Below are 10,313 nucleotides of genomic sequence, written 5' to 3'. Positions count from 1 at the left end.
CGCCTGCCGCGCGGCCTCCGCTGCTTCCACAGCCCGTCCTGCCGGCGTACCGGCCTGTTTTTGCCTCCGCCGCGGGGGCGGCGCTGCGCAGCGCCGCGCCACCACCCGCGCGCGGGCCTCCTTCTCGATCTCGCTTGGTCTGAAGCGGTCGCGGCGTTTAGGCGTCACCGGCCGTCCCGTCTTTGTCCTTGAACCGGTGGTCGCCGGCTGCGTGAGAAGTTGCTGCGTATGCGCGGTGACATGGCCCGCAGGGCGCCGCCTCCGAGAGAAAAAACCTATGTTGAATGTTTCCTTGGCCGCGCGCCTGCGCAAGCCTTTTTTGTCCCTGTCCCTGTTGACCGCCTTCGCCGCGCCCGTCTGGGCCCATGTGTCTCTGGAGTGGCCCGCCGCCTTTGCCGGGAGTGGCTACAAGGCGAGCTTCCAGATCGGCCACGGCTGCGACGGATCGCCCACCCGTGAGGTGAGTGTCGAGATCCCGGCCGGCGTGCGTGGTGTCAAGCCAATGCCGCGGCCCGGCTGGAGCCTGTCCATCGAGCGGGCGCCATTGCCCCAGCCCGAGACCTCCCACGGCCGCACCGTGACCGACGAGGTCAGCCGCGTGACCTGGACCGCCAGCACGCCCCAGGACATGCTGCTCGACGCGCATTACGGCGAGTTTGTCTTGCGTGCCACGCTGCCCAAGCGAGAAGGCGTCCTTTATTGGCCAGTGCGCCAGGCCTGCGCGCAGGGTCGCCATGACTGGGTTCAGCGCCCCGGCGCCGGTGGCGATGCCCGTGGCCTGACCTCGCCCGCCCCTCGCCTTGACCTGATGCCAGCCGCCGGCGGGGCACATGCCCATTGATTGGCAGCCTCGTCCGTTCGGACGTGTATCCGGCCTGAATCGGCCCGCCACTGGCGTCCTGCCGGGTCGATGCCCTCCCCACTTTGAAATGGAACACCCAACCATGACCGATTGCAAGAACCTCCCTGCCGCCGTTGCCCGACTGCGGCGCCTTTTCCTCTGTGTTGCTCTGGTGCTTCCACTGGCGCCGGGGGCTTCCGCCCTGGCCCAGGGCACTGCGCTCAAGATCGAGGGCGCCTGGGTCCGCGCGAGCGTGCCAGGCCAAAGCGGCACCGGCGGCTTCATGCGCCTGACCGCGTCTGAGCCCCTGACCTTGGTGGGCCTGCAAACGCCAGCCGCCGGCGTCGCCGAACTGCATGAGATGAAGATGGACGGCGACGTGATGCGCATGCGCGCGGTCAGTGAGATCGTGCTGGTGCCGGGCAAGCCTTTTGATCTCCGCCCTGGCGGCCATCACCTGATGCTGATGGGCCTCAAGGCCCCTCTCAAGGAGGGCTCGACGGTCCCCGTCACCCTGGTGCTGCGTGATGCCCGTGGCGCCGAGCGGCGTTTGCCAGTCCAGATGCCGGTAGCCCTGCGCGCGCCGGGTGCAGCAGCGTCCTCCTCCGGGTCGAGCCCTGCGGGTGCGCACCAACACGGGCACAAGCACTGAGCGAGCCGACCACCCAGGTCTTGCGCCGGCTGCTGGCGATCGACGCTGGGCATCGCGCCTGATAAGCTGGCGCTGCACTTTTTGAGAGGGCGCCCATGAGCGATTCACAGACCTTTGGCTTCGCCAAACTCGTTCCCGGCTTTGATTTCCTTCAGAACCTGGCCAAGGGGGCGGGCGGCGGCCTGCCGCAGATGACGCAGTTGTCCAGCTGGATCGCGCCCACACTCAATGTCGAGGAACTCGACAAGCGTATTCAGGAGCTGCGCGCCGTCCACTTCTGGCTGGAGCAAAACGGCAAGGCGCTGTCGGCGACCATCCAGGCATTGGAAGTGCAGAAGATGACGCTGTCCACCTTGCAGGGCATGAACCTCAGCATGAACGAGTTGGCCGAGTCGCTCCAGGTCAAGCCCGGCGCGATGGCGTCGGCCTTTGCCCCGCCTGCATCCGCTTTCTCCCCTGGCACCTCCTCTGGCACCTCTTCTGGCTCCCCGTCCGCCGCCGATTCGCCTTCCGCCGCCAGCCGACCGCGCAAGGCGGCCAAGCCCTCCGGATCGACCAAGGCGGCGGGCAAGTCCAACCAGGCGGCGCAGGGACCAGCCGGCGCCGGCGCGGCGGCCGTCGACCCGCTGCAGTGGTGGGGCGCGCTCTCCAACCAGTTCCAACAGATCGCCGCCGCGACGCTGAAGGATGTGGCCCAAGCCGGTGCCCCGGCGGCATCCGCTCCAGCCGCAGCGTCAGGCGCCGCGGGCACCCCGGGCCGTCGCCCGGCTCCGGCGGCCAAGTCCAAGGCCGCCACGGCCTCCAAGCCCACCAAGGACACGCGCGCGGCACGCAGTCCTGCCAAGCCCCGCTCGCGCGCAGCGCCGCCAACCTGAGCTGCGCTTGCGCGGACCGCCTCCCATGAAGCTGTTCCCCTTTGGCCACGCCACCCATCCCCAGTGGGAGATGGCCGCAGGCTTGGCGCTTGCCCAGTTGCGCGCCCAGATGGCGCTGCCCGACTACGCCAGCACCCCTTCGCTGGGGCTTCTCTACATCACCGACCATTACGCGGCCCAGGCCCAGGACATCCTCGACCACCTGATGGCCGAACTGCCCGGTGTCGCCGACTGGTCGGGCACCGTGGGCGTGGGCATCTGCGCCAATAACGCCGAGTACATCGACGAGCCGGCGCTCGCGGTCATGCTTTGCGACTTGCCGTCGGACCAGTACCGTGTCTTCTCGGGCGTGGCCCCGCTGGGCATCGGTTTTGATGCGAACACTGCCCTGGTTCATGCCGATTCGGGCACGCCAGACCTGGGCGAACTGATTGCCGAAATGGCCGCCCGCACCGGCAGTGGCCGGGTCTTTGGCGGCCTGGCCTCCAGCCGCGGTGACGTGCTGCAATTCGCTGTGGCGGGCAACGGCACGCTGCCTGGCCATGGCCGGGCCGGCGGTGTTTTCCAGGGCGGCTTGTCCGGCGTTGCCTTCAGCGAGGAGGTGAGCCTGGTGTCCCGGGTCACCCAAGGCTGCCAGCCGATCACCCGGCAGATGCAGGTGACCGCCGCTGAGGGCAACGTCATCCTGGGCCTCGACCAAGAGCCGGCCTTGGACCGCCTCCTGAAAGACCTCTCCATCTCTCTCGAGCGGCCGCAGGAGGCCATGGCCACCCTGCGCTCGACCCTCGTGGGTTTGAGCCTGCCCGGAGGCGCGGCAGTGGGCCGCACCGGCAGCTTCGGCGACGAGGTGCGTGTACGGCACATCATCGGCCTCGATCCCGGGCGCCGCGGCGTCGCCGTGGCCGAGCAGGTCGAAGCCGGCATGCCGATGGCCTTTTGCCAACGCAACGGGCGCGCGGCCCGCGCGGATCTGGTGCGCATCTGCGCTGAGATCCGCGAGGCGCTCGAGCCCGAGGAAATGAGTGCCCCGCTGGCGGCATCGCTGGCCTTGCCCGAGGCACTGTCCGCGCCCCACCCACAGCGGCGAATTGCGGGCGCGGTCTATGTGAGCTGCACCGGTCGCGGCGGGCCGCATTTCGGCGGGCCCAACGCTGAGTTACAGGTGATCCGCCATGCCCTGGGCGAGGTGCCTCTGGTGGGCTTTTTCGCCGCTGGCGAGATTGCCGGGCAGCAGCTCTATGGCTATACCGGCGTGCTGACCGTCTTCACCACTCCCGCCCACGGCGGCTGAGTTCACGCACGCGCGTCGGTGCGAGCCGACGCGGCGGCAAGTCCGGCATGGCCTCGGGCGCGAAGCGATCCCTGCCTGCCGGATCCGCATCGACCAGAATCTTTCCTCAGAAATAAATCTGGTCTATTATTTCAGCGGAAAGAATTCATTTCATGATCGCCCGGGCCCACTCCCCCTCTGCCAAGCCGGACCCCGCCGCGGTGCTGACCAAGGCCGTGGCGCGTGCCGCCGAGCGGCTGAATCTCTCCCGCGCCCTGCTCGCCAAGGTGCTCGGCGTGAGCGCCGCGACCGTCACCCGGCTCTACAGCGGCGACTACCGATTGGACGAGCGACGCAAGGAGTGGGAACTGGCGCTGTTGTTCGTGCGTGTCTTCCGCTCGCTGGACTCCATCGTGGGTGACGAGGAGACCGCCCGCCAGTGGCTGCAAAGCGAAAACCGGGGCCTGCGGGGTCGCCCGATCGATCTGATTGCCCAAACGGAAGGATTGGTCCGTGTCGTCCACTATCTGGACGCCTCCCGCGCTCAAATCTGAGGCCTTTGCCTGGCGTGGTCAGGCTTGGCGCATGGTGGAGTCGCAGCATATTGCGGGCACCATGAAGCTGGTTGACAGCCTCGTCGAGCAGGACCTGCTCGAGTCCCTGCTCGAGGCGAGCAAGCCGCGCCGCTCCGCAGACGTTGCCGGCCTCGACTACCTTCTGGCCACGCCTTTCCGTTATGACCCGCGGCGCGGTGGCTCCCGCTTTCGGGGCGATACCGACCCGGGTGTCTTCTATGGCGCCGAGTCCGTCCGGACGGCGGGCGCCGAACTGGGCTATTGGCGCTGGCGGTTCTTGCGCGACGCGGTGGATTTGGTGCGCATTGAGCCGGTGGCACACACCGCGTTTCGGGTCTCGGTCGCTGCGTCGGTCGTCGACCTCCAGCGCCCGCCCTGGGCGGCCGAAGGAGCGGCCTGGCAACACCCTCGTGACTACGGACCCACGCAGCGTCTGGCGCGTGTGGCCCGTGACGCGGATTTGGGCGGCATCCTCTACCGGTCTGTGCGCGACCCGCAGCCCGCGTGGTGCCTGGCCTTGTTGACCCCGGCCGGCTTTGCCAAGCCCAGGCCCGAGGTCGAACGCCAGACCTGGTTCTTGGCGGTATCGCGCAAGGAGGTGACGCTCCGGCGCGATACCGAATCGATGCAGTTCTCAGTGGCGCGGTGGTAGCGCGCGGCTCACACCCCGCGGGCGCGGTCTTGTCGGAACTGGGCGGTGAATGCGGCAAAGCGACCCACCTCCAACGACTGCCTCACTTCACTCATGAGGTTCAGGTAGTAGTGCAGGTTGTGGATGCTCGCCAGCATGGGCGCGAGCATCTCGCCGCAGCGCTCGAGGTGGTGCAGGTAGGCGCGCGAGAAGCCGCCCGAGACGGAGCCGTCCGGGCTCGTCACGCCCCTGCAGGCGTAGCAGCTGCAGGTCTCGTCCAGGGGACGCTCGTCGCTGCGGTGGCGGGCGTTGCGTATCTTGAGGTCGCCAAATCGGGTGAACAGGTGGCCATTGCGCGCGTTGCGGGTGGGCATGACGCAGTCGAACATGTCTACGCCCTGGGCCACGCCCTCGACCAGGTCTTCTGGCGTGCCCACGCCCATGAGGTAGCGGGGCTTGTTCGCCGGCAGCCGGTGCGGGGTGTGCGCCATGATGCGCAGCATGTCCTCTTTGGGCTCGCCCACGCTCACCCCGCCCACCGCGTAGCCGGGGAAGTCCATCGCCACCAGCGCCTCCAGTGATTCCTGGCGCAGGTGCTCGAACATGCCACCCTGCACGATGCCGAACAGGGCGTTGGGGTTTTCCAGCCGCGCAAACTCGGCGCGGCAGCGGTCCGCCCAGCGCAGGCTCAGTGCCATCGAGTGGCGCGCCTCGGCCTCGGTGGTCAGGTGCCCCTTGGTCTCATAGGGGGTGCACTCGTCGAACTGCATCACGATGTCCGAATTGAGCACCGTCTGGATCTGCATCGAAATCTCGGGCGTGAGAAAAAGCTTGTCTCCGTTGACCGGCGAGGCGAACTTCACGCCTTCCTCGCTGATCTTGCGCATTTCGCCCAGGCTCCAGACCTGAAACCCGCCCGAGTCGGTGAGGATGGGCTTTTGCCACTGCTCAAAGCGGTGCAGGCCGCCGAACTGCTTCATCACGTCCAGGCCGGGTCGCATCCACAGGTGGAAGGTGTTGCCGAGGATGATCTGTGCGCCCATTTCCTCGAGCGAGCGGGGCATGACGCCCTTGACCGTGCCGTAGGTGCCCACCGGCATGAAGATGGGCGTCTGCACCACGCCATGGTTGAGCGTGAGCGTGCCGCGGCGGGCATGACCTTCGGTCTTTTGGATGTCAAATTGCAGCATGTCGTAGAGGAGTGAGCGGTGAGATGTGAGGGGCTGGGTCAAGGTCACCGCAGAGCCGGCTCTGCCGAGTTGCGCGTGAGGCCCTCTGGAGGGAGGCGACCGCAGTTCGCTTCGTGTGAAACCTTTTTTTCGAGCAGCATCGCATCGCCGTAGGAGAAGAAGCGATAGCGCGCGGCGATCGCGTGCTGGTAGAGGCCCATCACCCGCTCATAGCCTGCGAAGGCGCTGATCATCATCATCAGCGTAGAACGGGGCAGGTGGAAGTTGGTGACCATTCGGTCTACCACCTGGAACTCGAAGCCGGGCGTGATGAAGATGTCGGTGTCCCCCACGGCTTGGCCGGTCTTGGCCCACGACTCGAGGGTGCGCACCGTGGTCGTGCCAACTGCCACCACCTTCCCGCCGCGGGCCCGGCACGCGTCAATGGCTGCCTGCGTGGTCTCCGGCACCCGGTAGCGCTCGCTGTGCATGTGGTGTTCGGCAATGTTCTCCGACTTAACTGGCTGAAAGGTCCCAGCGCCCACATGCAGGGTCACCGCGGCACGTTCGATGCCCCGGGCCTCCAGCGCTGCGAGCACGGGCTCGTCGAAATGCAGCGAGGCGGTCGGCGCGGCAACGGCACCCGGATGGCGGGCGAACACCGTTTGGTAGCGGCGTTCGTCCTCGGCCTCGTCGGCATGGGTGATGTAGGGTGGTAGCGGCACATGGCCGTGGCGGGCCATCACCTCGTAAGGGTCCTGCGAAAAGCGCAGGTGAAACAGCGGCCCGTCCGGCAACGGCCAGCGCCCCAACAAGGTGGCCTCCCAGCCGCCCGCCATGCGCATCACGGTGCCCACCGGCGGCTTTTTGCTCACTTTCATGTGGGCCACCACCTCGCCGCCCTCCAGGACCCGCTCGACCAGCAACTCCAGCTTGCCGCCTGTGGGCTTCTCGCCGAAGAGGCGGGCTTTGACCACCTGGGTGTCGTTGAACACCAGCAGATCGCCCGGCTGCAGCAGCGCCGGAAGATCGCGAAAGACGCGGTCTATGGGGGAGGTGTGGGTGCCATCGAGCAGACGCGAGGCGCTGCGCTCGGGGGCCGGGTGCTGGGCGATCAGCTCGGGGGGAAGGGCGAAGTCAAAGTCGCCAGTGGTAAAGGTGCGCATGTCCTGAGGGCCGGACGGGCCCGTGCCAAGCAATTGGGTCGGGCAGAATTGTCCCATGCCCGATGGCAAGCCCCTGTCCGCCCCCCAGAAGGCCCTGATCAAATTGGGTCTGGCGCGCGACATCGACCTGGCGCTTCACCTTCCCCTGCGCTACGAGGACGAAACCCGTATCACCCCGCTCGGGGCGGCTCGTGAGGGCGAGGCGGCGCAGGTCGAGGGCACCATCACCGCGTGCGAGATTGCCTATCGCCCCCGGCGCCAGCTGGTGGCCACGCTGGATGACGGCACAGACACCTGCCAGCTGCGCTTTTTCAGCTTCTACCCCGCGCAGCAGAAGGCGCTGGCCCCTGGCACCCGCATCCGCGCGCGCGGCGAGCTGCGTGGGGGCTTCTTCGGTTGGCAAATGGTGCACCCGGTGTGCAAGCCGGCCGACGCGCCGCTGCCGCAGGCGCTCACCCCGGTCTACCCCACGGTGGCCACCTTGCCCCAGGCCTACCTGCGCAAGGTGGTGGACTCCGGCTTGGCGCGTGCCGACTTGTCCGACACCTTGCCGCAGACCTTGGCGCGCCGCTTTGGCCTGAACCCGCGTTGGGGGCTGCGCGAGGCCCTGGAATTTCTCCATCACCCCGGCCCCGAAACCTCGTTGGCCGCCCTGGAAGACCGCAGTCATCCGGCCTGGCAGCGGCTCAAGGCCGAGGAATTGCTGGCGCAGCAACTCTCGCAGCTGCAAAGCAAGCGCGAGCGGGACGCCTTGCGCGCGCCGGCCCTGCGCGCTGCGCCTGGCGGACTGCCCGAGCACCTTCTGGCGGCCTTGCCCTTTGAGCTCACCGGTGCCCAGCGCCGGGTGGTCGAAGAGATCGGTGCGGACATTGCCCGCGAAGCACCGATGCACCGGCTGCTGCAGGGGGACGTGGGCTCGGGCAAGACCGTGGTCGCGGCCCTGGCCGCGGCGGTGGCCATCGAGGCGGGCTGGCAGTGCGCGCTGATGGCGCCCACCGAAATCCTCGCCGAGCAGCATTTCCGAAAGCTAATTGGCTGGCTCGAGCCTCTGCTCACGCCGCGCGGCTTGCGGGTCGCCTGGCTCACCGGCAGCCAGAAGAAGAAGGAAAGAGGCCCCATGCTCGAGGCCGTCGCCAGTGGCCAGGCGGCTTTGGTGGTGGGCACCCATGCGGTGATCCAGGAGCAGGTGCAGTTCAAGCAGCTGGGGCTGGCGGTGATCGACGAGCAGCACCGTTTCGGCGTGGCCCAGCGCCTGGCACTGCGCGGCAAGCTGCAAACGCAGGACGCATCCGCGCCACTGGAGCCCCACTTGCTGATGATGTCGGCCACGCCGATCCCGCGTACCTTGGCCATGAGCTACTACGCCGATCTGGACGTCAGCACCATCGACGAGCTACCTCCAGGCCGCACCCCCATCGTCACCAAGGTGGTTGCCGACAGCCGGCGCGCGCAGGTGGTGGACCGCATCCGCGCGCAGCTGGCCCAGGGCCGCCAGGTCTATTGGGTGTGCCCGCTCATCGAGGAGAGTGAGGCGCTGGACCTGTCCAATGCCACCGCCACGCACGCGGACCTGGCCGAGGCCCTGCCCGGCGTGATGGTGGGGCTGCTGCATTCGCGCATGCCGGCGGCGGATAAGAAGGCGGTGATGGCCCTCTTCGAGGACGGGCAGATGGGGGTGCTGGTCTCCACCACCGTGATCGAGGTCGGTGTGGATGTGCCCAACGCCTCCCTGATGGTGATCGAACATGCCGAACGCTTTGGCCTGTCGCAGCTGCACCAGCTGCGCGGTCGCGTGGGCCGCGGCGCGGCGGCCTCGGCCTGCGTGCTGATGTTTTCTCCCGGCGAGAACGGCCGCCTGGGCGATACCGCCAAAGCCCGGCTCAAGGCCATGGCGCAAACCAATGACGGCTTCGAGATCGCCCGGCGTGACCTGGAAATTCGCGGCCCTGGCGAGTTTCTTGGGGCCCGGCAATCAGGCGCCCCCCTGCTGCGTTTTGCCGACCTGGAGGCTGATCGCGGCCTGCTAGAGCTGGCGCGCGAGGCCGCGCCGCCGATGCAGGATCGCTATCCCGCCCTCGCCGACCGGCATGTGGCCCGCTGGCTGGGTGGAAAATCGCAGTACCTCAAGGCCTGATCGGTTCCCACCCCCATGACGCTCACCGAACTCAAGTACATCGTCGCGGTCGCCCGCGAGAAGCATTTCGGCCGTGCGGCCGAGGCCTGCTTTGTCTCCCAGCCCACCTTGTCGCTGGCAATCAAGAAGCTGGAGGAGGAACTCGAGGTCAAGCTGTTTGAGCGCAGCGCCAACGAGGTGTCTGTGACCCCCTTGGGCGAGGAGATCGTGCGCCAGGCCCAGAGCGTGCTGGAGCAGGCGGCGGCCATCAAGGAAATCGCCAAGCGGGGCAAGGACCCACTGTCTGGCCCGCTGCGCTTGGGTGTGATCTACACCATCGGCCCCTACCTGCTGCCCAGTCTGGTACGCCAGGCGATCGACCGCACGCCGCAAATGCCGCTGATGCTGCAGGAAAACTTCACCGTTCGCCTCCTGGAGATGCTGCGCACCGGCGAGATCGACTGCGCGATCATGGCCGAGCCCTTCCCCGACACCGGCCTGGCCCAGGCGGCCCTCTATGACGAGCCCTTCATGGTGGCCGTGCCGAGCCGCCACCCGCTGGCCGAACGCAAGTTCATCACCGCCCAGGAGCTCAAGGCCGAGACCATGCTGCTTCTGGGCAATGGGCACTGCTTTCGTGACCATGTGCTGGAGGTCTGTCCCGAGTTCGCTCGCTTCTCGGCCGACGCGGAGGGCATCCGCAAGAGCTTCGAAGGCTCTTCGCTCGAAACCATCAAGCACATGGTCGCCGCGGGCATGGGCATCACCCTGGTACCGCAGCTGTCCGTGCCGGCCGAAACGTCGGCAGCCCGGAGCCGCCGACGCAAGGACGATGCGGAATACGTGAAGTACATCCCTTTCAGCGAAGGCGATGTGCCCTCACGCCGCGTGGTGCTGGCTTGGCGGCGCAGCTTCACGCGTTACGAGGCGATCGCCGCGCTGCGCAACGCGGTCTATGCCTGCGAGCTACCAGGCGTCCTTCGCCTGTCCTGATCATCGGCGTGGGCCCGCTCGGGTCGCC

General features: G+C 67.7%; 10 protein-coding genes. 8 read left to right on the top strand and 2 right to left on the bottom strand.

Features of this window, described 5'->3' with window-relative positions:
• Positions 1–277 precede the first annotated feature (277 nt).
• The 6 genes from QE494_RS05520 to QE494_RS05495 all read left to right on the top strand — a co-directional run bounded on the left by QE494_RS05520 (position 278) and on the right by QE494_RS05495 (position 4,865).
• A complete protein-coding gene (locus QE494_RS05520) occupies positions 278–841 on the top strand; it encodes a YcnI family protein (protein WP_300041905.1) in 564 nt (187 codons plus the stop codon).
• A 103-nt stretch (positions 842–944) separates the two neighbouring features.
• Positions 945–1,493, top strand: a complete 549-nt coding sequence (locus QE494_RS05515) for a copper chaperone PCu(A)C (protein WP_300041904.1) — start codon at positions 945–947, stop codon at positions 1,491–1,493.
• A 95-nt stretch (positions 1,494–1,588) separates the two neighbouring features.
• Positions 1,589–2,368: a PhaM family polyhydroxyalkanoate granule multifunctional regulatory protein gene (locus tag QE494_RS05510; protein ID WP_300041903.1), complete on the top strand. Its 780-nt coding sequence runs from the start codon at positions 1,589–1,591 to the stop codon at positions 2,366–2,368.
• Between the two features lie 25 nt (positions 2,369–2,393).
• Positions 2,394–3,659 carry an FIST N-terminal domain-containing protein gene (locus QE494_RS05505; protein ID WP_300041902.1) on the top strand — a complete coding sequence of 422 codons (1,266 nt, stop codon included), beginning with the start codon at positions 2,394–2,396 and terminating at the stop codon, positions 3,657–3,659.
• Between the two features lie 152 nt (positions 3,660–3,811).
• Positions 3,812–4,192 carry an antitoxin Xre/MbcA/ParS toxin-binding domain-containing protein gene (locus QE494_RS05500; RefSeq protein WP_300041901.1) on the top strand — a complete coding sequence of 127 codons (381 nt, stop codon included), beginning with the start codon at positions 3,812–3,814 and terminating at the stop codon, positions 4,190–4,192.
• A complete protein-coding gene (locus QE494_RS05495; protein WP_300041900.1) occupies positions 4,152–4,865 on the top strand; it encodes an RES family NAD+ phosphorylase in 714 nt (237 codons plus the stop codon). The genes QE494_RS05500 and QE494_RS05495 overlap by 41 nt, the downstream gene beginning before the upstream one ends.
• A gap of 8 nt (positions 4,866–4,873) precedes the next feature.
• Here QE494_RS05495 and tgt read toward each other — a convergent pair whose 3' ends face one another.
• Both tgt and queA read right to left on the bottom strand, forming a co-directional pair.
• A complete protein-coding gene (gene tgt / locus QE494_RS05490) occupies positions 4,874–6,034 on the bottom strand; it encodes a tRNA guanosine(34) transglycosylase Tgt (RefSeq protein WP_300041899.1) in 1,161 nt (386 codons plus the stop codon).
• Positions 6,035–6,078: 44 nt separating this feature from the next.
• The gene (gene queA / locus QE494_RS05485; RefSeq protein ID WP_300041898.1) at positions 6,079–7,179 is read right to left on the bottom strand and encodes a tRNA preQ1(34) S-adenosylmethionine ribosyltransferase-isomerase QueA; all 1,101 of its coding nucleotides are present in this window, start codon (positions 7,177–7,179) and stop codon (positions 6,079–6,081) included.
• Positions 7,180–7,234: 55 nt separating this feature from the next.
• On the opposite strand from queA, the gene recG reads away from it, so the two are divergent.
• Together recG and QE494_RS05475 are read left to right on the top strand one after the other, a co-directional pair.
• Positions 7,235–9,313 (top strand): ATP-dependent DNA helicase RecG, encoded by a 2,079-nt coding sequence (recG, locus tag QE494_RS05480; protein WP_300041897.1) that lies wholly within the window; start codon positions 7,235–7,237, stop codon positions 9,311–9,313.
• A gap of 15 nt (positions 9,314–9,328) precedes the next feature.
• Complete coding sequence (locus QE494_RS05475) at positions 9,329–10,285, top strand: LysR substrate-binding domain-containing protein (RefSeq protein ID WP_300041896.1); 957 nt, start codon at positions 9,329–9,331, stop codon at positions 10,283–10,285.
• The last annotated feature ends 28 nt before the right edge of the window (positions 10,286–10,313 follow it).

It is taken from the genome of Ramlibacter sp., assembly GCF_029866045.1.
Lineage (GTDB): Bacteria > Pseudomonadota > Gammaproteobacteria > Burkholderiales > Burkholderiaceae_C > Ramlibacter.
The sequence above is the reverse complement of the archived record's forward strand: the minus strand, read 5'-3'. Positions and strand labels throughout refer to the sequence as shown.

What these genes read in the sequence shown, in the direction of transcription:
- QE494_RS05520 (WP_300041905.1), top strand. Translation starts at nt 278, where the DNA reads ATGTTGAATGTTTCCTTGGCCGCGCGCCTGCGCAAGCCTTTTTTGTCC.
- QE494_RS05515 (WP_300041904.1), top strand. Translation starts at nt 945, where the DNA reads ATGACCGATTGCAAGAACCTCCCTGCCGCCGTTGCCCGACTGCGGCGC.
- QE494_RS05510 (WP_300041903.1), top strand. Translation starts at nt 1,589, where the DNA reads ATGAGCGATTCACAGACCTTTGGCTTCGCCAAACTCGTTCCCGGCTTT.
- QE494_RS05505 (WP_300041902.1), top strand. Translation starts at nt 2,394, where the DNA reads ATGAAGCTGTTCCCCTTTGGCCACGCCACCCATCCCCAGTGGGAGATG.
- QE494_RS05500 (WP_300041901.1), top strand. Translation starts at nt 3,812, where the DNA reads ATGATCGCCCGGGCCCACTCCCCCTCTGCCAAGCCGGACCCCGCCGCG.
- tgt (WP_300041899.1), bottom strand. Translation starts at nt 6,034, where the DNA reads ATGCTGCAATTTGACATCCAAAAGACCGAAGGTCATGCCCGCCGCGGC.
- queA (WP_300041898.1), bottom strand. Translation starts at nt 7,179, where the DNA reads ATGCGCACCTTTACCACTGGCGACTTTGACTTCGCCCTTCCCCCCGAG.
- recG (WP_300041897.1), top strand. Translation starts at nt 7,235, where the DNA reads ATGCCCGATGGCAAGCCCCTGTCCGCCCCCCAGAAGGCCCTGATCAAA.
- QE494_RS05475 (WP_300041896.1), top strand. Translation starts at nt 9,329, where the DNA reads ATGACGCTCACCGAACTCAAGTACATCGTCGCGGTCGCCCGCGAGAAG.